At 57.0% G+C, this 22,866-nt stretch carries 20 protein-coding genes; 16 read left to right on the top strand and 4 right to left on the bottom strand.

From position 1 onward, the window contains the following. Positions 1-397: 397 nt before the first annotated feature. Positions 398-2,122: an ATP-binding protein gene (locus MWC30_RS11715; protein WP_244084368.1), complete on the top strand. Its 1,725-nt coding sequence runs from the start codon at positions 398-400 to the stop codon at positions 2,120-2,122. Between the two features lie 204 nt (positions 2,123-2,326). Further along, complete coding sequence (locus MWC30_RS11710) at positions 2,327-2,845, top strand: peptidylprolyl isomerase (RefSeq protein ID WP_244084367.1); 519 nt, start codon at positions 2,327-2,329, stop codon at positions 2,843-2,845. A gap of 201 nt (positions 2,846-3,046) precedes the next feature. Here MWC30_RS11710 and hemW read toward each other — a convergent pair whose 3' ends face one another. After that, entirely contained in the window at positions 3,047-4,162 is a 1,116-nt protein-coding gene (hemW, locus tag MWC30_RS11705) for a radical SAM family heme chaperone HemW (RefSeq protein WP_244084366.1), read from the bottom strand. Further along, positions 4,155-5,951 (bottom strand): translation elongation factor 4, encoded by a 1,797-nt coding sequence (gene lepA / locus MWC30_RS11700; protein WP_244084365.1) that lies wholly within the window; start codon positions 5,949-5,951, stop codon positions 4,155-4,157. The genes hemW and lepA overlap by 8 nt, the downstream gene beginning before the upstream one ends. Before the next feature lie 411 nt (positions 5,952-6,362). Between lepA and MWC30_RS11695 the strand changes: the two genes are divergently transcribed. Together MWC30_RS11695 and MWC30_RS11690 are read left to right on the top strand one after the other, a co-directional pair. Next, on the top strand, positions 6,363-6,683 hold the full coding sequence (locus MWC30_RS11695) for a DUF5640 domain-containing protein (protein WP_244084364.1): 321 nt from the start codon (positions 6,363-6,365) through the stop codon (positions 6,681-6,683). A gap of 200 nt (positions 6,684-6,883) precedes the next feature. Next, positions 6,884-7,300 (top strand): hypothetical protein, encoded by a 417-nt coding sequence (locus tag MWC30_RS11690; RefSeq protein ID WP_244084363.1) that lies wholly within the window; start codon positions 6,884-6,886, stop codon positions 7,298-7,300. A gap of 99 nt (positions 7,301-7,399) precedes the next feature. Here MWC30_RS11690 and MWC30_RS11685 read toward each other — a convergent pair whose 3' ends face one another. Continuing rightward, positions 7,400-9,619 (bottom strand): cache domain-containing protein, encoded by a 2,220-nt coding sequence (locus tag MWC30_RS11685; protein ID WP_244084362.1) that lies wholly within the window; start codon positions 9,617-9,619, stop codon positions 7,400-7,402. A gap of 185 nt (positions 9,620-9,804) precedes the next feature. Then, positions 9,805-11,208: a glutamate--tRNA ligase gene (gene gltX / locus MWC30_RS11680; protein WP_244084361.1), complete on the bottom strand. Its 1,404-nt coding sequence runs from the start codon at positions 11,206-11,208 to the stop codon at positions 9,805-9,807. A gap of 404 nt (positions 11,209-11,612) precedes the next feature. Between gltX and MWC30_RS11675 the strand changes: the two genes are divergently transcribed. The 12 genes from MWC30_RS11675 (at position 11,613) to MWC30_RS11620 (ending at position 22,815) form a co-directional block, all read left to right on the top strand. Beyond that, positions 11,613-12,116 carry a hypothetical protein gene (locus MWC30_RS11675; protein WP_244084360.1) on the top strand — a complete coding sequence of 168 codons (504 nt, stop codon included), beginning with the start codon at positions 11,613-11,615 and terminating at the stop codon, positions 12,114-12,116. A 109-nt stretch (positions 12,117-12,225) separates the two neighbouring features. Then, positions 12,226-12,768, top strand: coding sequence for a DUF177 domain-containing protein (locus MWC30_RS11670; protein ID WP_244084359.1), 543 nt, complete (start codon positions 12,226-12,228; stop codon positions 12,766-12,768). A 141-nt stretch (positions 12,769-12,909) separates the two neighbouring features. Beyond that, entirely contained in the window at positions 12,910-13,092 is a 183-nt protein-coding gene (gene rpmF / locus MWC30_RS11665) for a 50S ribosomal protein L32 (protein ID WP_244084358.1), read from the top strand. 561 nt (positions 13,093-13,653) lie between these two features. Next, a complete protein-coding gene (locus MWC30_RS11660) occupies positions 13,654-14,826 on the top strand; it encodes an acyl-CoA dehydrogenase family protein (RefSeq protein ID WP_244084357.1) in 1,173 nt (390 codons plus the stop codon). A gap of 12 nt (positions 14,827-14,838) precedes the next feature. Next, on the top strand, positions 14,839-15,630 hold the full coding sequence (locus MWC30_RS11655; RefSeq protein WP_244084356.1) for an electron transfer flavoprotein subunit beta/FixA family protein: 792 nt from the start codon (positions 14,839-14,841) through the stop codon (positions 15,628-15,630). After that, on the top strand, positions 15,627-16,826 hold the full coding sequence (locus MWC30_RS11650) for an electron transfer flavoprotein subunit alpha (protein WP_244084355.1): 1,200 nt from the start codon (positions 15,627-15,629) through the stop codon (positions 16,824-16,826). The genes MWC30_RS11655 and MWC30_RS11650 overlap by 4 nt, the downstream gene beginning before the upstream one ends. Before the next feature lie 195 nt (positions 16,827-17,021). Then, complete coding sequence (gene fabG / locus MWC30_RS11645; protein ID WP_244084354.1) at positions 17,022-17,765, top strand: 3-oxoacyl-[acyl-carrier-protein] reductase; 744 nt, start codon at positions 17,022-17,024, stop codon at positions 17,763-17,765. 103 nt (positions 17,766-17,868) lie between these two features. Further along, positions 17,869-19,125 (top strand): beta-ketoacyl-ACP synthase II, encoded by a 1,257-nt coding sequence (gene fabF, locus MWC30_RS11640; RefSeq protein WP_244084353.1) that lies wholly within the window; start codon positions 17,869-17,871, stop codon positions 19,123-19,125. Positions 19,126-19,175: 50 nt separating this feature from the next. Further along, positions 19,176-19,634, top strand: coding sequence for a ribose 5-phosphate isomerase B (gene rpiB / locus MWC30_RS11635; protein WP_244084352.1), 459 nt, complete (start codon positions 19,176-19,178; stop codon positions 19,632-19,634). Positions 19,635-19,716: 82 nt separating this feature from the next. Further along, a complete protein-coding gene (gene glyA, locus MWC30_RS11630) occupies positions 19,717-20,952 on the top strand; it encodes a serine hydroxymethyltransferase (protein ID WP_244084351.1) in 1,236 nt (411 codons plus the stop codon). Positions 20,953-21,000: 48 nt separating this feature from the next. Continuing rightward, positions 21,001-22,140, top strand: coding sequence for a bifunctional diaminohydroxyphosphoribosylaminopyrimidine deaminase/5-amino-6-(5-phosphoribosylamino)uracil reductase RibD (ribD, locus tag MWC30_RS11625; RefSeq protein WP_244084350.1), 1,140 nt, complete (start codon positions 21,001-21,003; stop codon positions 22,138-22,140). Between the two features lie 12 nt (positions 22,141-22,152). After that, positions 22,153-22,815, top strand: a complete 663-nt coding sequence (locus MWC30_RS11620) for a riboflavin synthase (RefSeq protein WP_244084349.1) — start codon at positions 22,153-22,155, stop codon at positions 22,813-22,815. Positions 22,816-22,866: the final 51 nt, after the last annotated feature.

The following is a 22,866-nucleotide window of genomic DNA, read 5'->3' as shown; positions in this document are numbered from 1 at the left end:
TCCATCCTCGTCCGTTCTCTCCATTCTGAAACGAAAGGAGGCTCATGGAGCTCCTGCCGGCTGGATAAAATCTATCCAACTGTTCGGGGTTCAAGGCGACGGATTGGATAAAAAGTATCCAGATCCCCCGGGACTGCAGAATTCAATCCCAATAGATTGCTGGAGACAGGCGGCGACAGAGTGTCGCCGATACAGGTTTTTCTTTTCGCACGGAATGTGCACAATGATGGTGACACGTTCTGTCTGTCCTTTAACATACGACTTGATGCTTACGTGTTTTTTGTAGGAGCGGCATCCTGCCGCGACAAAGAGCCAGTCGCGGCAGGATGCCGCTCCTACAAAAAAGAACTTTTCAATCCTTAATGCGTATAGTTGCCCTTTCCAAGGAGTCGACACTATGTCTTCCCGACCTGCTTTGCCCGAACGGTGGGCGTGGTCTTCCCCCTGGATGATCATGGGATCCGTGTGCATCCTGGCGGTGGTTCTCATCATCCTGGCGGCCAAGAACATCAATCGCGAGCAGGAGTTCATGCTGCGGGCGCTGCTTTCCGAAGCGAAGATCCTCAGCAACTCCCTGGAGGCCAGCAGCCGCACCGGAATGATGGGAATGGGCTGGGGGAAGAGCCAGCTGCAGCTGCTCCTGGAGGAAACGGCCCAGCAGCCGGAGATCCTCTACGTGGCCATCGTTGGGGCATCGGGACGGATTGTGGCTCACAGCGATGCGAAGCAAACGGGGGGAAGCATATCCCTGACGCATCCCGCCGCCGACCAGTTCTCCTACCGCTTCGTGGAAGAGCCTAAACGCTCCTTCGAGGTCCTGAGTGCCTATAAGCCCTGGTTCCAGGGGAGGGGGAAAGGCCCCCACCGCATGGCCTGCCCCTTTCCCGGTGAATCTTCCTCTCAGAGCAACAACGATTTTTTTCTGGTTCTCGGGCTGGACCCGTCCCCCTTTGAAGCGGCTCAGCGGCAGGACATCCAGCAGACTGTTCTCCTCTTTGGAATCATGTTTCTGGTGGGGGCCGGGGGATTGATCTCTCTCGTTTGGGCCCAGCACTACCGGGAGGCCCGAAAATGCCTCATGGACGTCGAGGCATTCACGTCGACCCTGGTCCGGCAGATGCCCGTCGGCCTGGTTGCCACCGACCGCAGGGGACAAATTCAGAGGACCAATGCGGCGTCCCTCCAAATCCTCAAGTCCCAGGCCCTGGCGGGGAACATCTCCCGCTTCCCCTGTTTTGCATCCATCATGCGGGAATTGGAGAAAAAAGAACGGGTGATGGAGCAGGAAGTTCAGTGTCCAGCGGGCGGGACAGCCCGCATTCCGCTTCTCGTCAATGCCGTTGTCATGCGGAACGGGATCGGGGAGGCGGTGGGAAACGTCTTTCTTTTTACGGATATGACCAATATCAAGCAATTGGAGGAACAGCTGCGCCGCAGTGAGCGCCTGGCGGCTTTAGGGCGCCTGGCGGCCGGGGTGGCCCACGAAATTCGCAATCCCCTCAGCTCCATCAAGGGCTTTTCCACCATACTGGCAGGGAGAGTGAAGGATGACGAGCGGGGACGGAGGATTGCCGAGGTCATGGGGCAGGAAGTGGAGCGGCTCAACCGTGTGGTCTCGGAGCTCCTCGACTATGCGCGGCCGACAGAGTTGCGAAAGTCACCGCAGAATTGCCTGGAGCTCCTGCGGCACAGCGTTCACCTGGTGGAAATGGACGCCCGGCATCAGGGTGTAGCCATCGAATCGCGCGTTGAGCCCCTAGACCTGCAGGTGCAGGTGGATCCGGACCGGTTCTCTCAAATCCTCTTGAATCTTTACCTCAACGCCCTGCAATCCATGGAGAGGGGAGGAACACTCCAGGTGCGGGCCTGCGAAGAAGCGGACCAGGTGGTCCTCAAAGTGACAGATTCGGGAGAGGGAATTCCGCGTGAAGACCTGCCCCACATCTTCGATCCCTACTTCACGACCAAGCCCCGAGGGGTGGGGTTGGGGCTGGCAAACGTCCACAAGCTGGTAGAGGCACACGGAGGCGACATCGAAGTCGACAGCCATCCCGGAAAAGGCACGACATTCACCCTGCGGCTTCCCGGGCTTCGACTTGAATCAGCCGTTGTCGAACACTGACCCACGCTATCCCGGTCATGGGGGGGTGATTCATCAACATCCAGGGCCAGGAAAGGCGGAAGAAGAATTTTTTGACTTTTTCCGTACATTCGGCCAAAATTTCTCCCTGTTGCAGAGGAAAACGCCTGAAGCGGTGCAAGCGTCATCGCCCCTGTCGTCACGGGCAAAAGCCACCCCCACACATTTCACATTTTAAGGAGACGTATGAAGAGCACGGACGCAAATCCTGTCGTAGTGATGGAAACCTCGGAAGGCACCATCAAAATTGAGCTTTGGGCCGATCAGGCCCCCATTACAGTGGAAAACTTCCTGGCATATGTCGACGAGGGCTTCTACGATGGAACCATCTTTCACCGGGTCATCTCGGAATTCATGATCCAGGGCGGGGGACTCACCCCGGACATGAAGGAAAAGGCGGCCAAGCCACCCATCCAGAACGAAGCCAGACCGGAGCTCCAAAACAAGCGCGGATCCATCGCCATGGCTAGAACGCAGATGGTTCACAGCGCCACCTGCCAGTTCTTCATCAACACCGTGGACAATGATTTCCTCAACCACAAGAACACCACACCCATGGGGTTCGGGTATGCCGTTTTCGGCGAAGTCATCGAGGGAATGGATGTGGTGGACAAGATCAGAAAGGTCGCCACAACGACCGTCGGATACCATCAAGATGTCCCCGCAACCCCTGTCGTCATCAACAGTGTCAAGCGGCTGGCCTGATGCCACAGGGCCTGGCAGCCGTCCCCCAGTGAGCGGCTCACTCCCACAATGAAAATGCAGGTCGGGCTCCCCACACAAAGTCACAATGCATGAGAATGACAACGAGAGAGCCCGGCTGGTTGACAACGCCCCACCCGCTCAAAGGCGCGGGTGGGATTTTCAAAGGGCTTGTGCAGGAAAGTTTTGGACTTTGTCAACGGGTTAGAAGAGGAGGGGAAGCCTGTCGGCCACCAGGAGCCCCTCGGGAGTCGGCCTCACTCTCCCATCCCTCAGGCGGACCCGATTGGATTTTTCCAGGTCTGCAAGGACAGCATCCGCTCCTTCCATCTCCCGAAAAAAATTCACATCGATCCCTGCATGCGTTCTAAAGCCCAGGAAGAGCGTCTCCAGTCCAATCTGTTCAGGCGTCAGGGCTTCCCGCTCCTCCACCGGCATCTCGCCCCTCACCAGCCTGCTGCGGTATTCGGCGACGGATCTCACGTTCCACCATCGTACGCCATCCTGGAAAGAATGGGCTGCAGGGCCCAAGCCCAGGTAGGGCGTGTGATTCCAGTATTTGCCGTTGTGGCGGGAAAGGTGGCGGGGACTCCTGGCGAAATTGGACACCTCGTAGTGGAGGTAGCCCCGATCCCTCAGGAATCGGGACGTGAGGCTGAAAAAACGGCTCTCGGCCTCATCCCCCGGCGAGTGCAGACGCCCCTCGGCATGAAGTTTTCCAAAAGGGGTCCCATCGGCCAGGGTCATCTGGTAACAGGAAAGGTGCTCGGGCTGGAACCGAAGCGCCCGTTCCAGGTTTTCTATCCAGCGGGCTGCGCTCTGTCCCTGAAACGCATACATGAGATCGATTCCCACATTTTCGAATCCTGCCGACCGTATGAGATCCAGGGCCTGCTCCGCGCGCGCGCCTGTATGCCGCCTTCCCAGAAAACGGACTTCGTCTTCGTGGAACGACTGAACCCCCAGGCTGAGGCGGTTGATCCCCAACTCCCTGTAGAAGGAGAGCTTTGACGGGGTCACGTCGTCGGGGTTGACTTCCAGGGTGATTTCCGTATCGTCTGCAAAAGTGAAATGGCTGTCCAGAGTCTCCATGACGGCCGACAGTTCCTCATGGCTGAGGAGGCTCGGGGTGCCGCCTCCCAAATAGAGGGTGTCGAAGACGGCAAACCGAGGGCTGTAGTGCCGGGCTTCTCTCTCCAGGGCTCCCACCCAGGAGTGGATCTGCTCCAGAGTAGTCACGGAGTAGAAATCGCAGTAAGGGCACTTGGACCTGCAAAAGGGAACATGGACATACAGGCCGGGCCTCGGAGTATCATTCATCGTTGGTCTTCAGCACGGCCACAAAGGCACTCTGAGGAATCATGACGGCCCCCACCATCTTCATGCGTTTCTTGCCGGCTTTCTGTTTTTCCAGCAGCTTGCGCTTCCGGCTGATGTCACCGCCGTAGCATTTGGCGGTGACATCCTTGCGGAAAGGCGTAATGGTGGAACGGGAAATGATCTTCCCCCCCACGGCCCCCTGGATGGCGATCTTGAACTGGTGCTTGGGAATTTCCTCCTTGAGCCGGTCGCACACCTGGACTCCCCACTCGCGCACTCGTTCCTTGTGCACAATCATGGAAAGCGCATCGACCTTTTCACCGTTTACCAGGATATCCAGCTTGACCAGTTCACCCTGTCGGTACTCGATCATTTCATAGTCGAAGGACCCGTACCCCTGGGTGATGGTTTTGAGCTTGTCATAAAAGTCAAAAACGACCTCCGAAAGGGGCATGTCCATGATGACCTCGATGCGGCCGGGGGAGGGATAATTGAACCGGGGATTCGTCCCGCGCTTTTCCATGGCAAGCTTCATCACGGCCCCCATGTATCGCTCGGGAATCATAACGCTCGCCTTGATGTAGGGCTCCTCCGACTTCTTGATCTTCAGGGGATCGGGGTAATATTGCGGGTTGTCCACCACGACGACGCTGTCGTCGTTCAGCGTGAACCGATACTGCACACTGGGAACCGTCATGATGATGGACTGATCGAATTCCCGCTCCAGTCGTTCCTGGACGATTTCCAGGTGGAGCAGTCCCAGGAAGCCGCAGCGGAATCCCTGGCCCAGGGCCACCGACGAATCCTTTTCATAAATGAGGGCGGCATCGTTCAGCTTGTATTTTTCAAGCGCGTCCACGAGGGAGGGATAGTCATCGGAGGAAATGGGGTAGATGGATGAAAAGACCACCGGCTTCACATCCCTGAAGCCGGGGAGTGGCGCTGCAATGGGATTCTTGTCCAGGGTGACGGTATCCCCCACGCGCGTGTCGCTGAGGGTCTTCACACCCGAAATGATGTAGCCCACCTCCCCTGCCCTGAGCTCGCTCCGGGCTTCCCGGGTCAGGCGAAACACCCCCACTTCCTCCACCCGGTAGGTCGAACCGTTGGACATGAACCGGATGACATCCCCCTGCCGGACCCGGCCGTCGAAAACACGGCAACTGGCGATGATCCCCCGGAATGAATCGTAATGGGCATCGAAGATGAGGGCGGACAGGGGTTTTTCCGCGCTGCCCGACGGCGGCGGGATGCGATTCACGACGGCCTCAAAAATATCCTCGATGCCGAGCCCCTCCTTGGCCGAGCAGAGGACCGCCTGGTCCGAATCGAGCCCCAGTTCCGTTTCGATCTGCTCCTTTGCCATGTCGATATCGGCCGAAGGCAGATCGATTTTATTGATGACGGGAATGATGGTGAGGTCGTGCTCCATGGCGGCATAGAGATTGGCGAGCGTCTGGGCTTCCACCCCCTGGGAGGCATCCACCAGGAGGAGCACCCCTTCGCAGGAGGCCAATGCCCGGGAGACCTCGTAGGAGAAATCCACGTGCCCGGGAGTATCGATCAGGTTCAGCTCATAAACCTGCCCGCTTTTACTCTTGTAGGGCAGAGAGATGGTCTGGCTCTTGATGGTGATGCCCCGCTCGCGTTCAATGTCCATCGTATCCAGAAGCTGGTCGCGGAATTCCCGCGCGCTCACCATCCCCGCATGCTGGATGAGCCGATCCGCCAGGGTCGATTTCCCATGGTCGATGTGGGCGATGATGCTGAAGTTCCTTACCTGTTCCATATTGTTTTACTTTTCATCTCGGTAAACGTTTAAGTGATCCTGGAAATGCAATCCTTTAAGATATCTGATTCATGGAGATACGTAAACTCTCAAGTCGAGGCTTCGGTGATTTGATCATGCAATTCAAGTTCGGAAGCAGGAACTCGTGCATTGTGCAGGTATCGCATATTTCCGCATGGCTAAAGCTGGATTTCAGGGTGGTGAAGTGCCAGTAGATGAACCCATTGTTATCACTTCACGACCATGAAATCCAACTTTAGCCAAAAAGAATTTCAGATTTGACAATGGACAGATTCGACCAAACAGAGTAAAAGTCTTGGAATGGTTGTCAATTATGCGTGCACGGATCGTTAGGATCCTTACCGAGTCGAGGGAGTGTTTCAAACAAGAACAGAAGGATGGAGGGAAATCATGAAAGCAGTGCGTTTATGTGTGGTCCTTTGTTTTGCACTCTTGCTTGCATCGTGTTCGCTCAAACCCAACTGGGATCTGATGGGGAAGTGGCAGAAAGTTGACGGGACCGAAATGCTCGAGTTTACAGGCAAGGGGACAGTGGCCCTCACAGACGGCCCCATTTCCATCAACACGACCTACAAGCTGGTGGATGGAAAACTGCTGCAAATCAACGTGGGAAGCCTGGGAGCCGTGGAGCTCAAGGTTTCCATCGCCCAGAACACCATGACCCTCACCGATTCCCGAGGTCAAGTGACCACTTTCAAAAAAGCACGCTAAATTTCATCGGACGCTGCCACCGTCGAGCGTTCTACGATTTGCTCCGCAGTCATCCCCAGGCCCGACCTCGCCACAGTAAAACCTGTGTGCAGGCCGGGCTTGTTTATGCACTCTTCGACATCTATACAAAAGAAAGAGCCCGCCCTACGCCCACCCACCAGCATGGGCACGAAGCCGATCTTGACGCATATGAGGAAGCAATGGACTCGAAAACACTTGAAAAAGAACTGAGTGAGGAACTGATCGAGCACTGGGATATCACTCCCACGGGGAATGGCTATCTCATTGCCACGGACTGGCAATGGCCCAACCACGAACGCATCGAAATTTTTGTCAGAACAGTCGGTGGCAGGGACGATCTCTTTCTCGTCACCGACGGAGGGGAGCTCTTCAACTTCCTTTTTTCCCAGGGGATCGATCTCACCCGCGACGAGCACGGCTTGAAAGTGATAGAAGGTGTGGCCGATCACTACGGAATGAAGCTGAATGACTGGCAGCTGACCAAAGGGAGCAACCCCGAGGCACTTGCCCGCTCCATCCGGGAAGTCCTCGAAGCCGTCAAAGATGCTTCACTCCTGCTCTGGTATAAGCTGGACCAACGAAGCTCCCTCCATTAGGCCTTCATGACCGGGCCTTCTTGAGCCATCCAGATGCAGGCACCATCGCTGCAGATCCATGAAGATTCACGACCCGACGAGGGCTACCTTCCCGGCCGTCTACTGGGGCAGCGTGATGCTCAGGATGAGCTTGTCCGCATCCTTGCGGCGCAGTCGGATGAGCCCCTGGTGCTTGTGGATGATCATTTTGGCCATGGGCAGGTCCAGGGTCTTGGACCGTTCCGACTGGCTCGTAAAAGGATAGAAGAAATGATCGACATCGTCTTCGGACACCTGGACCCCCTGAAGGATCATTTCCAGGTGGACGTTGTTGTCTCCGGGCGCAGTGCGCACCTGCAGAGTGCTTTCCGGTTTGCAGACGTTCAGGAGGGCCTTCAATACATTTTCCAGGGCGGTTTTGAAGAGAACAGGATCCAGTGAAATGGGGCGAAGATCACTGGCCAGGGCCAGCTCAAAAACCACGGAATGCTCCTCGAAATAGGACTTTTGCTCTTCGAAAATCTGCATCAGGAGATCGTTGAGGGGGAATCGCTCTGAGATGATTTCGAATGGCTTGAGGTAAGCCAGCGTTTTTTCGAGAATCTTCTCCAGTCGGGCCACCTCCTGAACAATGATGCGCACCTTCGCCCGATGGGGATCCTCCTCGGGAAGCGTGTGCAGCAGACGGCGTGCAAACCCTCCCGCAGCCACCAGGGGGTTACGGATTTCATGGGCCAGCCGCGCAGAAACCTCGCTGAGCGTCTTCAATTCTTCCGTCTGAATGATCTGCTTCTGAAGGCAATACCTGTCGGTCACATTGACCAGGTAGCCATCCACTGTCTCCACATTTCCCTTTTCATCAAACACCGGCAGGGCGTGATCCAGCACATAAATGAGCTTCCCGTTGGTGTGGGTGATGCGGTATTCGGCCTTGAACTCCTGACCTTCCTGCAGGCAACGGTCCATGGCCGCCCAGACTCGGGGGCGGTCTTCTTCCCAGACCTTTTCTTTCCAAAAGTGGGGGGAGTCGAGAACCGTCCTGGCCGAGATCCCCATGATTTCTTCAATGAAATGATTGATAAAAATAGTCTTCCCATTCCCCAGGAGCCGATACACGGCCAACGGCACATTCTCCACGAGGGTCCGGTATTTCTCCTCGGACTCCCGCAGAGCACGGGTCCGCAGGTGGACCATCTTTTCCAGATTGTCGGTATAGTCCTGGATCTTTGCCTGGGAAAGCTTCAGGGAGACGAGCATTTCTTCGAGGGCATTGGCCAGCACCCGCAGCTCGCCCGATGGGGAGACCTTCAGAGAACGCACAAATTGCCCTTGAGCGATATCCCGGGCAAAAGTCACCATCTCGCCGATCGGTCTCGTGAAATAGGCGCTCAAGAGGTAAATGGCACCCACCGAGAGGACCATCCCCAGGATTCCCACTCCCAGCATGAGATTGCGGTAGTAGTCCATGACCTTCAGGGTCTGAGTCCGATCCACACAAAATTCCACCAATGCGATGGTTTTGCCCTTGTAATCCTGGACGGTGGCGAGCAACAGGGCGTAGGGGATCCCCGAGATCTCACGGCTGAGGAACCGGGGCGATCTATCTTTGAATACTTCGGCATACACGGGATCCACCCGCTCGAAATTTTCGGGGAAGGTGGTGGCAAAGCTGTAGAAGCCGGTCCCCTCGTCATTGGGATAAAGGAAGGAAGCCTGGACGCCGAACTGGTCTTTCAGCTTCTCCAGGAAAAAAGAGCCGAAATTGAAGCCGATTTCGACGGTTCCCACCATCTGTCCCTGATGGTAAATGGGAGCTACCCCTCGAATGCCATGCCCGGTGAGGCCGGTTTCCAGACCGAAGGTTTCCGTGCCCTTGGAAACGGCATCGAAAATCGTCTGACGGTAGTTCAGCGTGTCTCCAAATTCATAGAGCCTTTGGAGACGCAGAAAATTCCTGGGTGGCAACGTATGGAAATTGAACTGGCTGATGCCGTAGCGTTCTTTCATGAAGATGTAGGCGGGATAGCAGAGGTCGATCAGCCGCAGGCGATCTTTGGCCGCCATGGCGGCGGCTACTTCGGGATTGCGGCCGAAGCTCGACGCCAGGCTGACAGCCCACTTTCCCTGGGATTCCATGTTGTAAAGGAGGGCGCGGTTGTACCCGTTCAGCCTTTCCTGCTCTTCCTGCTGGATGATCTCCTTGCCGCTGAGGAGCGCCAGTAAATCCAGGGAAAAAGTGCCGAGAAAGGCGAGAAGGAAGAAGGGAATGCTCAAACGATACCGCAGGGGCATGTCACGGAGCTTAGCCGAAAGCCAATTCCTGTCTTTGTGCGTCACCATGTCCGCACCTCTGGAAAATGGCCGATGTTCGAGCGCCATATTGCTGCATTGACCCATTGTCGTCATTCCGGCAAAAGCCGGAATCCATAAAAACATAAACGCCTTGGACTCCGGTTTCCACCGGGGTGACGTCAAGTCAGCAACGGTAGCATCAGGTCACACCGACCACTGTTCGTCACTGCAGTTTACTGACTTTTCATGTGCTCCAGGGCGCGCTTCAGGCGTTTCAGAACCGTCTCTTTTCCCAGAACACCGATGATTTCAAAGAGGCCGGGACTCACCGTTCCCCCCGTCAAGGCCACTCGCACGGGCTGAGCGACCTTACCCAGTTTGAGCCCCATTTCAGTCACGACAATCTGATGGAAAGCCTTCTCCAGGTTCTCCTCGTTGAAAACCTCCATGGATTCAAAAACCGGTATGAGCCTGTCAAAAGCCTCCTGCATGGTCGGAGTCAGGAATTTTTTTGCGGCGGCAGGATCGTACTCCACGTCGTCAACGAGGAAGAATTTCATGCCGTCAGCCATCTCTTCCAGGGTGTGCACCCGGGTCTGCAGGGTGCGAACCGCTTCTCCGACATAGCCATCCGGTTTCGCGGGATATCCCCTCTTTTCCAGAAAAGGCTTCAAGAGCGGCACGAGGGTATGCGGCTCCGATTCCTTGATGTAATGGGCATTGAGCCACAGCAGTTTTTCCAGGTTGAACACACTGGGGGATTTACCAATATTTTCAAGGCTGAAATATTGGATGAGCTCTTCGCGGCTGAAGATCTCCTGGTCCCCGTGGGCCCACCCCAGGCGAACCAGTCCATTGACAAGGGCCTCGGGAAGAAATCCCATAGCCTTATACGCCATGACGGACGTGGCCCCATGGCGCTTGGACAACTTCGCCTTGTCCTGTCCCAAAATCATGGGGACATGGCCGAACTGGGGGAGTGGAGCACCCAGCGCCTGGTAAATGAGGATCTGCCGGGGGGTGTTGTTGACATGATCGTCTCCACGAATCACGTGGGTGATATTCATGGTGACGTCATCGATGACCACGACGAAATTGTAGGTGGGAATGCCGTCGCTGCGCTGAAGAACCAGGTCATCGAGCTCGGCGTTGTCAAAGAAGATGGGTCCTTTGATGAGATCGTTCAAAACCGTCGTCCCGCTGTCAGGACAGCGAAAACGGATCACCCGGTTGGGGCCGGGTCCCAGACCCCGATCCCTGCATCGCCCATCGTACTTGGGCTTGCGCCCTTCCGCCATGGCTTCCTTGCGGCGTGCGTCCAGTTCGTCGGGACTACAGTCGCAGTAGTAAGCGTGTCCCATATCCAGGAGCTTTTGGAGATATTCTTTATAGATATCCAACCGCTGCGTCTGATAGTAAGGCCCCTCGTCCCACTCCAGCCCCAGCCATTCCATCCCATCGAAAATCCCTCTGGTGGATTCTTCCGTGGAGCGTGCCACATCCGTGTCTTCAATGCGCAGCACGAACTTGCCGCCATGGTGGCGTGCGAAAAGCCAGTTGAAGAGCGCCGTCCTGGCGCCGCCGATATGGAGAGAGCCCGTAGGGCTGGGGGGAAATCGTGTAATGACCGTTTCCATGAACCATGTGCTCCTTCTTTTCCCGGCACTTTGGTCCCCTCAGGGAGCGAAGGCCACGGGTACGCAATATGAGTCATTCGCCACAAGATGAGCGGCCTTGAAAAGCTTGCCCCCTCGCTTGAGAGAATACACCCTTAACACACTCACCCCCCAAACTCAAGGAGCACAGTCAACCCATTGCCCTTTGGGCAATGAGGCACGGGGATTCAACGAAAGATAATTTTCTAGGCATGCCCCCATAGAAATCTTGCTCAATGGCCGCACCTCTGGCAGTATATCGCAACCGCGCGTGAGGGGAAAAGCGCCTCTGCCAGTGGGGATCACCTCTTCAACCCCGACGCGATCAAAAGCGCTTTTTCGGAACAGGATGGACATGCTCTGTCCCACAGAGAGGAAAGCGACCCATGAAAAACTGGAATAGCCTGGTTGCAGTGTGCCTGTTGATTTTCACCCTTCATGGGTGCGGCGCCACGCGGACACAGACTGAGGACGAGATGGGCACGGTTGTTCCCAAAACCGTCCAGGTCCGCGTCGTGGACGTATCCAACGACACGAAGGAAATCTTCGATGTAGATGCCATCGGCATGCTGTGGACCGCCCTCAATGAATCCTTAAAAAAGCAGGGCATGCTGTGGATGGGCAATACGGCCACCCCTGCGCTGCACCTGGAAGCACACATTACGGAGTACCAGAAGGGAAATATCCTCCTGCGCTACACGCTTCCCATGTGGGGCAAAACCGTCCTGGCCGTCAAGTGCACTATAAAGGAGGGAAGCCGCATCGTGGCAACGGCCGAAACCCGAAAGAGCATTTCCATTATCAACGAGGGAATGACCTTGTCGGCTTATAAAAAGATCTTCTCCCAGGTAGCCGACGAGCTCATCCGGGACCTGGCGAGGAAAATCTGACACCATGCCCCTTCACTTCCGTCTGTTTATTTAAAATCCCTTGACAGCCTATTCGAGATCTTTATACTTAGCAATTTACAAATTTACGCCAAAGAAACAGAGGAAAGTTATGCGGATACGGGTCGACGAAATTCCGGAATCAGGCCGGGTTCTCCATTTGCACTGGAATCAGGGCGAATTGAGCCGGTTCCTCCCCCCGGATGATCCTTTCGAGCTCTCGCTGCCCCGTCCATTGAATGTGGATCTGGAAATCAACAAGCTGGCCGACCACATTCGTATCCAGGGCATGCTTCAGGGGGTTCTCCAGATCAACTGCCACCGTTGCCTGGCTCCGTGCCTCTGGACCCTGGAAGAACCCGTGGACATCAGTCTCTTCAACGAGGCGGAGGCACCCGGGGACGAAGAATTGGAACTGGAGGCCGAAGAGCTGGATTTTGAGTTCTTTGACGGCGAGGTCATCCAAATCGACGACCTCATCGCAGAACAGATTTTCCTCGCTCTACCCTTCAAGGTCCTGTGCTCGGAAAGCTGCAAAGGCATCTGCCCCGGTTGTGGAGCCAACCTCAACGAAGAATTGTGCCGGTGCAACGCGGATGCCAAAGGCAACCCCTTCGCCAGGCTGGCTGAGCTCAAAGAGCGGCTGCCCCAGTGAGGTTTTTCGAGTGCGGAGGGAGCGGCACGACCGGCATGGAGCTCGGCTGAACAATCGGTTTCCCTCCTTCGGCGGGATTCAGATGATTGGAATGCACTATCAAGAAAGTCTTTAAAAACGACAAGTCAAGGAGAATGAAAGATGGGGGTTCCCAAGCGAAAAACATCCAAAGCCAGGCGCGACAAGCGAAATGCTCATAGAGCACTGTCCGTTCCTTCTCTGTCCCACTGCCCTCAGTGCAATGAGCTGCGTTTGCCCCACCGCGTTTGCCCCGGCTGCGGCTATTATCACGATCGCCTCGTTCTCGAATTCGAAGAAGAATAGCGAGAGCTTGCTCAGATCCTGGAAAAAGGATGCGGCGCTCCTCCGCACTTGTGTCAGGGAGGATGTCGCCGCATCTGCCGTGGACCTTCCGGATACGCCGTGGACCGGGGTTTTGAATGAGGGAGCTGAGCCGGGGCGGCCCGGCTCTATGCGATTGCGAATGGAAATGGGCGCAAGATTTTTGTCATAGCGAAGGATCCAGTGCCGGAGGTGTTTTGCCGACGATGGTGCGTACCCACAAAGACCTTTCTGAAACTCCCACAGGTTACCTCGGGGAAACATTCAAACTATCCAAACACACCATGGGAACGCAATTGAAAACGACGTGGGATCTCCACCTTTCAGCAATGACACGGCAGGGCGATGCACGACAGGATGCGTGACCAAAGCTTCCGCAGGCTGCCATTGCGGTTTATTGTCTCCCCGTCGGCATGCAACGGACACTTCAATATATAAAGCACCATGAGCGCATCAATATCGCTCTAAAATTCATACAGACGCGTCAAGAAAATTGCACATAAAGAATGCACGGGCAAGCGTTGGAACAAGGAGAAACCTAAAGTGGATTATTTTCTAACCGAAGAACAGCAGATGATCCAAGAACTGGCTGCGCAGATCACCAAAGAGAAAATTCGACCCGTACGCGCCGAACTGGATGAAAGCGAAGCATTTCCCTGGGAAATCATGAAGGTCCTGGCCCAGTCGGATCTGTTTGGACTTTACATCCCCGAAGCCTATGGCGGAATGGGTGGCGGCATCCTGGAGAATTGTCTGGCGATTGAACAACTGGCGCAGGGCTGTATCGGTATTGCCACCACTTTTGCCGCCAGCGGACTGGGGGCCTATCCCATCCTGCTGTTTGCCAATGAAGCCCAGAAGCAGGCCTATCTTCCCGATATCGCCAGTGGAAAACGCCTGGCAGCCTTCGGCGTCACGGAATCCGGAGCCGGCAGCGATGTTTCGGGCATCCAGACGACGGCGGTCCGCGACGGCGATTACTACATCCTGAACGGAACCAAGCAGTGGATCACCAATGGCGGCGAGGCCGAAATCTATTCCGTTCTGGCCATCACGGACCGCTCCAAAGGGCCTCGAGGCGCGAGCTTTTTTATTGTTGAAAAAGGAGACCCCGGCTTTTCCTTTGGCAAAAAGGAAAAGAAGCTCGGCATCCGGGCTTCGGCAACTCGTGAACTGGTGTTCCAGGATTGCCGCGTCCGCAAAGACCGCCTCATCGCCAAAGAAGGCATGGGGTTCATCGTCGCCATGAAAACCTTCGATAAGTCCCGGCCCGGCATTGGGGCACTCGGGGTGGGCCTGGCTCAGGGCGCTCTGGACATTTCCGTGGAGTACGCTCGCAAGCGAGTTCAGTTCGGAAAGCCCATCATCTCCTTTCAGGCCATCCAGCACAAGCTGGCCAACATGGCCACCAAGACGGAAGCCTCCCGCGCTCTGATTTATTGCATCGCCCGCCACATGGATGCCAATGACGCTCCCGATGCAAGCAAAGTTGCGGCCATGTGCAAGGTTTTCGCAGGGGACACGGCCATGGAGGTTGCCACCGAAGCGGTGCAGGTCCTCGGCGGCTACGGGTACATGCAGGATTATCCCGTGGAAAAAATGATGCGGGACGCCAAGATCCTGCAGATCTATGAAGGAACCAATGAGATCCAGCGCAATATCATTGGCCAGGAATTGAATAAGGAATACAGCCGATTGAAAGAAACTTTCTTTTAAAAGGAAAGATCCATGCATATTGCTGTATGCATCAAGCAGGTTCCAGATACGAAGAACGTGCGGATAGACCCTGACACCCATACCCTGGTCCGTCAGGGCGTTGAAAGCATCATCAATCCGTTTGACCTTTTTGCCGTGGAAGCGGCCCTGAAGATCAAGGACGAAACCCAGGCCACCATCACGGTTTTGACCATGGGCCCCCCCCAGGCGGACGAGGCCCTCCGGGATGCCCTCTCCCGCGGTGTGGACGATGCCGTGCTGTTGAGCGACCGGGCGTTCGCGGGATCCGACACCTGGGCCACCTCCACCACCCTTGCAGCCGCGGTTCGGAAAATGGGGGACGTAGACGTTGTCCTCTGCGGCAAGCAGGCAGTCGATGGAGATACGGCTCAAGTGGGCCCTGAAATGGCAACGTTTCTCGACATGCCTTATGCGACCTTTGTCAAGAAGATCGAAGTGCTCGACGGCAGCGCATTAAAAATTTCCCGTCAAACGGACGAAGGCGTCGAAATCTGGAAATTGCCCACCCCTTGCCTTCTGACGGTGATCAAGGAAGTGGGAGAGCCCCGGCTGCCGTCCCTCAGGCATAAAATGCGCGCCAAGAAGGCGACCATCCCGGTATGGGGAGTCGCCGACCTGGGATTGGCCCCCGAAAATGTCGGCCTCAGTGGCTCCTTCACCCAGGTCGTCCGGGTGTTCAGCCCACCCCGACGGACGGACCGCGTTTTGATCCAGGGCCCCATCGAGGAACAGGTGGAACAACTCTTCCGTCATCTCAAAGAATCCAAGGTGCCAGGTCTATGAAAGCCATTGTCGATCGTCAGAAATGCACGGTGTGCGGGGTTTGTACGGACGTCTGCCCCTTCGGTGCCATCTCCCTCAAGGAAACCTTCATCGAAATTTCCGATGAATGCACCCTTTGTGGCATGTGCGTGGATACCTGTGAGTTCGGGGCCCTCTCCCTCCCGGAAGTCGGAACGGGACCGGCGGAAGATCTGGCCTCCTACAAGGGTGTCTGGGTTTTCGCCGAATGGCGGGAGGGCACCATCCACCAGGTCAGCTACGAACTGCTGAGTGCCGGTCGTAAGCTCGCCGACAAGCGCGGCGTGAAGCTGTCCGCCGTTCTCCTGGGGCATCGGCTCGACCAGTCCATCCAGGAAGAGCTCGTCTCCTACGGAGCAGATGTCGTCTACGTGGTGGATCACCCCGAACTGGCCCATTTCAGGGATGAAGCCTATTCCAAGGCCGTCGTGGAGCTCATCCGGCAGAAGAAGCCGGAAATTCTTCTGGCTGGCGCCACTTCCATGGGGAGGTCCTTCATCCCCCGAGTGGCTGCCCTCGTGAAAACGGGACTCACCGCCGACTGCACGGAGCTCGACATCAGCGAGGAGGGCCTCATGCTCCAGACGCGTCCGGCTTTCGGTGGAAACATCATGGCCACCATCGTGTGCCCCAACCGTCGCCCTCAGATGGCCACCGTGCGCCCCAAAGTCATGAGACCGGAGAAGATGAAGGACCACCAGGGCAGAGTGGAAAGGATGGCTCTGCCCGAGGAGTGCTTCAAGAGCCGCGTCGAGGTCCTCCAAGTCATTCCCGAACAGGACCAGACGGCAAAGCTGACGGAAGCGGACATCATCGTTTCCGGCGGCCGAGGTCTGCGCAAGTCCGAAAACTTCTCCATCATCGAAGAACTGGCCCAGCTCATCAAGGGCGCGGTGGGAGCTTCCCGCGGGGCGGTGGAAGAAGGCTGGATCGCGCCTTCGCACCAGGTGGGTCAGACAGGGCGCACCGTGGCCCCGACCCTCTATATGGCCGTCGGCATCGCGGGGGCCATCCAGCATGTCGTGGGGATGCAGGGATCGAAAGTCATCGTGGCGGTCAACAAGGACCCGCAGGCTCCCATTTTCGATGTGGCAACCTACGGCGTCGTGGCCGATCTGTTTGAATTCATGCCGGCTTTCATACGCAAGATCAAGCAGGAGCGCGGCGAAAGCTCCTGACGAGCTGCCCGCTGCGCAAAACTCTGCCTTGCATCCGCAATGCAAGGACGAATCGCTTTTTCCCGTGCCGCCGTGCCCCCCATGCCCCCGCTCCGACGGGGGCGGCATTTTTTGAGGAACCCGGAGGCACAAGTCGGTCGCTGCAACGATCCCCTGCGTGCGACACCCCCTTGAGTCGAGGAACAGGAGCAAGTCATGAGCGAAAAACGCGTGGCTGTCGTCACGGGAGCCAGCCGGGGAATTGGGCGTGCCATTGCTGTGGCGCTGGCAGCTCCCGGTCGGGATATCATCGTGAACTACCATTCCAGCCCCCAGGCAGCGAAAGAGACTGCGGCCGCAGTGGCATCCAGGGGGGGTGTCCCCCATCTGCATCCCTTCGATATCGCCGATGCCGAGGGTGTGAAGGAAGCTTTCAAGGAAATCATCAAAGCCTACGGACGCGTCGACATCCTGGTCAACAATGCGGGAATCACCCGCGACAATCTGTTGGCCCTCATGAAGCCCGATGAATGGGATGTCGTGCTCAATACCAATCTCAAAGGGGCGTTCCTCTGCTCGCAAGCCGTGGTCAAGACCATGATGCGGCAGCGCTATGGCAGAATCATCAATGTGACTTCCGTGGTGGGAGTCATGGGAAACGCGGGACAGTGCAACTACTCCGCCGCCAAGGCCGGCATCCTCGGCCTGACACGATCCCTGGCCCGTGAGCTCGTTTCCAGGAACATTACCGTCAACGCCGTGGCACCGGGATACATCGAAACCGACATGACCCTCAGCCTGCCCGAAAAAGCACGCGAGCTTCTCCTCACTCAAATCCCGGCGGGTCGCGTCGGAGCGCCCGAAGAGGTCGCCGCTGCAGTGGATTTTCTCGCTTCCGACGCCGCAGGTTACATCACGGGCCAGGTGATTCATGTCAACGGGGGCATGTTCATGGGCTGAGCCTGGGACGCTTTTCGCCACGGCGCGACGGCATGAACCGCGAGTCGCGACGCGCAGCCCTCTTCGGCAGCCAGGCATCGTTCAGTCACTCAGGGAGAATTCTATGGTACCCAATACACAGCGTCGCGTAGTCATTACAGGAGTTGGCTTAGTCTCTCCCATCGGGGTAGGCAATGAAGAAAACTGGGCCAGCCTCATGGCGGGGAAATCGGGAATTGCGCCCATTTCGCTCTTTGACGCCACCAATTTTACCACCCGCATCGCCGGTGAGGTCAAAAACTATCATCCCGAGGAATTCATTCCCAAGAAAGAGCTCCGTAAAATGGATCCCTTCCTGCGACTGGCTCTCGGAGCGTCGCGCTTGGCGTTTGACGACGGCAAGCTGACCATTGCCCCGGAAATCGCCCATCGCGCCGGGGTGTTCATGGGCTGCGGACTGGGTGGTTTGACCACCATAGAAGAGTACCATAAGATTCTGCTGGAGTCGGGCCCCAAGAAAGTCAGTCCCTTTTTCATCCCCATGCTCATCGGGAATATGGCCCCCGGCCTCATCTCCATTTATCACGGCGCCAAAGGTCCCAACCTGGCCGTCCAGACGGCCTGCGCCGCCGGCACGCATGCCGTCGGACAGGCATTCCACATGGTGCGCAATGGCATGGCGGATATCATGGTGACCGGCGGGGTCGAATCGGTGGTGACCCCTCTGTGTGTGGCGGGCTTCAACGCCATGCGGGCACTTTCCACCCGCAACGATGAACCGGAAAAGGCTTCGAGACCCTTCGAACGGGATCGCGATGGATTTGTGCTGGGTGAGGGCGCCGCAGTCCTCATTCTGGAAGAAATGAGCATGGCCCTGGAGCGCGGCGCCAAGATCTACGGTGAAGTCATCGGCTTCGGGGCGTCCGGGGACGCCCACCACATGGCCGCTCCCGCTCCCGAAGGGGAAGGCGCTGCGCGCTGCATGCAGTCGGCACTGGACGATGCGGGCATCCAACCCGAACAGGTACAATATATCAATGCTCATGGGACTTCCACCGACCTCAACGACAAGTACGAAACTCAGGCCATCAAGAAAATCTTCGGGGATCATGCGTACAAGCTGGGAGTCAGCTCCACCAAGTCCATGACAGGGCACCTCCTGGGAGCAGCCGGAGGAGTCGAAGCCGCATTCACGGCGCTCACCCTGGAACGGCAGGTCATGCCCCCCACCATCAATTACGAGAACCCCGATCCAGATTGTGACCTGGACTATGTCCCCAATCATCCCCGGGAAGCGGTCATCGACATTGCCCTATCCAATTCCTTCGGGTTCGGCGGGACCAATGGAACCCTCGTCTTCCGCAGGTGGACGGGGCAATAAACCCCGGCAGGAGCACAGACTCCGACCGGCATCAAGAGCAGGTGTGTTTTATGAAGATCATTGTGGGATGTGACCACGGGGGCTATGAGCTGAAAGAAAAAGTCGTTCCCCATCTGAAAAGTCAGAATTATGATGTGGAGGACGTTGGGACCCACAGTATGGAATCGGTGGACTACCCCGTGTACGCCCTGAAGGTGGCCCGGGCCATTGCAGACGGCAGGGCCGACCGCGGCATTCTCATTTGTGGAAGCGGGATCGGCATGTGCATGACGGCCAACCGGGTTTCGGGGGTCCGCGCCATTCAGATTTCCGAGCCCTATGCCGCCAAGATGAGCCGCCGCCACAACGACAGCAATATTTTGTGCCTGGGAGGCCGTTTTATCGGTCAGGACCTGGCCTTTGAAGTGGTGGACACCTGGCTCAAGGAGCCTTTCGAAGGCGGTCGTCACCAGCGGCGCGTCGATTTGATGGATTCGCTCGCGGCAGAATCCATCAAAGAAGACCGCTGAACAAACATATGCATTGAAAGGTCAGCCTCTGCAGAGGGCTGCAGAGGGATCACACGCTCATTCATTCAGAAAGGTAAAGGGGATGTCGCAGCTCATGGCCGTCGATCCTGAAATTGCTCAATTGATTTCCCGAGAGGAAGATCGTCAGAAGAACAAACTGGAGCTCATCGCATCGGAAAATTTCGTCAGCAGCGCAGTGCGTGAGGCCCAGGGCTCCGTTCTGACCAACAAATATGCTGAAGGCTACCCCGGAAAAAGGTATTACGGCGGCTGCGAATTCGTCGATCACGTCGAGACGCTGGCGCAGGAGAGGGCAAAAAAGCTTTTCGCTGCAGAATACGCCAATGTCCAGCCCCATTCCGGCTCGCAGGCCAACATGGCCGTCTACTTTGCCGCCCTCGAGCCCGGCGACACCATCCTCGGCATGGATCTCAGTCAGGGGGGGCATTTGACACACGGCAGTCCTGTCAGCTTCTCGGGCCGGCTGTTTAAGGTCGTCTCCTACGGCGTGCGCAAGGACACCGAACAGATCGACTACGATCGACTGGCTCAACTGGCAGAACAGCACCGGCCCAAAATGATCATCGCGGGAGCGAGCGCTTATCCCAGGATCATCGACTTTCCCCGCTTCCAGGAAATCGCACGGGGCGTAGGGGCTTATCTCACGGTGGATATGGCTCATATCGCCGGCCTGGTGGGAGCGGGGCTGCATCCCAACCCCATCGATCATGCGGATTTCGTCACCACGACAACACACAAGACCCTCCGGGGTCCCAGGGGCGGTATGATCCTCTCACGCCAGGAATTTGGCAAAAAGCTCAACAGCCAGATTTTTCCCGGCATACAGGGCGGCCCCCTCATGCACGTCATCGCGGCCAAGGCGGTGGCATTCCATGAAGCGCTTCAACCGGAATTCACCAGCTATCAAAAGCGTGTCGTCGCCAACGCCGCACGGCTGGCTCAGAAGATGACGGAATCCGGCTTCCGCCTTGTATCGGGCGGGACGGACAACCATCTTATCCTGGTGGACCTCTCCCCCACCGGGCTGACGGGGAAAGTCGCCGAGGAGACCCTGGATCGGGCAGGCATCACCGTCAACAAAAACGCCATCCCCTTCGATTCCCAGCCCCCCCAGGTCACGAGTGGAATCCGCATCGGAACGCCGGCAGCCACCACCCGCGGCATGGATGAAACCCATATGGACGTGATTGCCGACTTCATCCACCGCGCCCTGAAAGCAGTCAGGGATGAAGCCGAATTGAAGGCGCTGAAAAGTGAGGTCGCGCAGTTCTGCTCCTCTTTTCCAATGTTTAAATAATGAATTGTCCACCTTCTTCTCGGACATCTCCGACGCTGTGGAAACCTCTTGAGTGACAAGACCATGAGCTCAACCATCGACTCCGACGTGGTTTTCATGCGAGAGGCGCTGCGGCTCGCTGCTCTCGGCAGGGGGTGGACCAGTCCCAATCCCATGGTGGGAGCGGTTGTCGTGGTGGACGGCACCATTGTCGGAAAGGGATACCACGAGAAGGTGGGAGGCCCTCACGCTGAAGTGCATGCCCTGCGGCATGCGGGAGCAGCGGCGCGGGGAGGAACGCTTTACGTCACCCTGGAGCCCTGCAACCATTACGGAAGAACTCCGCCCTGTACGGAAGCCGTGCTCCAGGCAGGGATCGCTCGGGTCGTCGTGGGTATGGAAGACCCCAACCCGCTCGTTGCGGGTGGCGGCATGGAACGTCTGAGATCCCGGGGCGTCGAAATCGTCTCACGTGTTCTCGAGAAGGAATGCCGCCTGTTGAACCAGGCCTTCATCAAGCATGTTATCACTGGCACCCCCTATGTGACCCTCAAAGCCGCCGCCACCCTCGATGGTCGCATCGCCACCGGAAGCGGTGATTCGCGATGGATCAGCAACGAAAGATCCCGGCGGTTTGTTCACCAGCTGCGGTGTGCCCTGGACGGAATTCTCGTGGGGATCGGAACGGCGTTGAACGACGACCCCGAGCTGACCGCCCGCATCTCTCGAAGGCCCCCCTTCCGCCAGCCGGTTCGGATCATCCTGGACACGCACTTGAGGCTTCCCCTGGAGAGCAAGCTCGTGAAGACCGCACGCCAGGTAGCGGTCTGGATCGCCTGTGGAGAGGACGCTCCCCGGGAGCGGGAAAATCGTCTCACGGAAGCCGGAGTCGAAGTCCTGCGCCTGCCCACCCAAGAGGGACGGATCGACTTGAAAGCCTTTCTCAAGGTTCTGGGCCAACGCCAGGTCTGCAGCCTCCTGGTGGAGGGAGGATCAAAGGTGTTAGGCGCCTTCCTGGAACAGGGCCTCGCGGATGACTTCCATTTTTTTTATGCTCCGAAGATTCTGGGGGATCCAGAAGGCATTCCCATGATCCAGGGCGGACATCGGGAAAAGATGTCCGAAGCCCTCCCGGTCTACGAGATGCGCACACGGCGTTACGCCGGGGATGTTCTGCTCTCGGGAAGATTCCACGAGCAGCTGTATTGAGACGGAGAATTCATGTTTACAGGATTGATCGAGGGGACGGGGACCCTGCTTCGCATCGACCGCCATGGACCCGATGCCAAAATGGTCCTTCAAGCCCGTTACGCCATGGAGAACCTGACACTGGGGGAAAGCATCGCCGTGGATGGAGCGTGCCTCACGGTGGTTTCTTTCGAGGGAACCGTCTTCACCGTGGACGTTTCGGCGGAAACCCTGAGCTGTACGACCCTCGGCCGCAAACAGCTGGGAAAACGGCTCAACCTGGAACGGGCATTGCGGCTGGGGGATCGCCTCGGCGGACATCTCGTGAGCGGCCATGTAGACGCCATCGGCATTTTGAAAGATCGAGTACGGGAAGGACGTTCCTGGCGTCTCGTTTTCGAAGTTCCCATAGAGATCACCCGGTACATCATCGAAAAGGGCTCGGTCGCCATCAACGGCATCAGCCTCACGGTAAACGGGTGCTCTGAAGGGCGGTTCGATGTCAACATCATCCCCCACACAGCAAAGGAAACCACCATCGAAGAGCTCCAGGTGGGGGACGCGGTCAATATCGAAACGGATCTCATTGGCAAATATGTCGAAAAGATGCTTCGCAGCTGGACTTCCTCGGAGGAGAAGCCTCCCAAAAAGAGCGCTATCGATGCGGCATTCCTTCAACAGCACGGCTTTTTATGAGCCTCTATTCCCTCCAGAGCCTGCGACCGGCTCCTTGTTAAAGGCCGATGT

The organism is Desulforhabdus sp. TSK (genome assembly GCF_022836495.1).
Taxonomy (GTDB): domain Bacteria; phylum Desulfobacterota; class Syntrophobacteria; order Syntrophobacterales; family Syntrophobacteraceae; genus Desulforhabdus.
This window is presented reverse-complemented; position numbering and strand designations above follow the sequence as displayed.

Excerpts from the sequence above, each read along its gene's own strand:
- MWC30_RS11715 (WP_244084368.1), top strand. The coding sequence starts at position 398 with ATGTCTTCCCGACCTGCTTTGCCCGAACGGTGGGCGTGGTCTTCCCCC.
- MWC30_RS11710 (WP_244084367.1), top strand. The coding sequence starts at position 2,327 with ATGAAGAGCACGGACGCAAATCCTGTCGTAGTGATGGAAACCTCGGAA.
- hemW (WP_244084366.1), bottom strand. The coding sequence starts at position 4,162 with ATGAATGATACTCCGAGGCCCGGCCTGTATGTCCATGTTCCCTTTTGC.
- lepA (WP_244084365.1), bottom strand. The coding sequence starts at position 5,951 with ATGGAACAGGTAAGGAACTTCAGCATCATCGCCCACATCGACCATGGG.
- MWC30_RS11695 (WP_244084364.1), top strand. The coding sequence starts at position 6,363 with ATGAAAGCAGTGCGTTTATGTGTGGTCCTTTGTTTTGCACTCTTGCTT.
- MWC30_RS11690 (WP_244084363.1), top strand. The coding sequence starts at position 6,884 with ATGGACTCGAAAACACTTGAAAAAGAACTGAGTGAGGAACTGATCGAG.
- MWC30_RS11685 (WP_244084362.1), bottom strand. The coding sequence starts at position 9,619 with ATGGTGACGCACAAAGACAGGAATTGGCTTTCGGCTAAGCTCCGTGAC.
- gltX (WP_244084361.1), bottom strand. The coding sequence starts at position 11,208 with ATGGAAACGGTCATTACACGATTTCCCCCCAGCCCTACGGGCTCTCTC.
- MWC30_RS11675 (WP_244084360.1), top strand. The coding sequence starts at position 11,613 with ATGAAAAACTGGAATAGCCTGGTTGCAGTGTGCCTGTTGATTTTCACC.
- MWC30_RS11670 (WP_244084359.1), top strand. The coding sequence starts at position 12,226 with ATGCGGATACGGGTCGACGAAATTCCGGAATCAGGCCGGGTTCTCCAT.
- rpmF (WP_244084358.1), top strand. The coding sequence starts at position 12,910 with ATGGGGGTTCCCAAGCGAAAAACATCCAAAGCCAGGCGCGACAAGCGA.
- MWC30_RS11655 (WP_244084356.1), top strand. The coding sequence starts at position 14,839 with ATGCATATTGCTGTATGCATCAAGCAGGTTCCAGATACGAAGAACGTG.
- MWC30_RS11650 (WP_244084355.1), top strand. The coding sequence starts at position 15,627 with ATGAAAGCCATTGTCGATCGTCAGAAATGCACGGTGTGCGGGGTTTGT.
- fabG (WP_244084354.1), top strand. The coding sequence starts at position 17,022 with ATGAGCGAAAAACGCGTGGCTGTCGTCACGGGAGCCAGCCGGGGAATT.
- fabF (WP_244084353.1), top strand. The coding sequence starts at position 17,869 with ATGGTACCCAATACACAGCGTCGCGTAGTCATTACAGGAGTTGGCTTA.
- rpiB (WP_244084352.1), top strand. The coding sequence starts at position 19,176 with ATGAAGATCATTGTGGGATGTGACCACGGGGGCTATGAGCTGAAAGAA.
- glyA (WP_244084351.1), top strand. The coding sequence starts at position 19,717 with ATGTCGCAGCTCATGGCCGTCGATCCTGAAATTGCTCAATTGATTTCC.
- MWC30_RS11620 (WP_244084349.1), top strand. The coding sequence starts at position 22,153 with ATGTTTACAGGATTGATCGAGGGGACGGGGACCCTGCTTCGCATCGAC.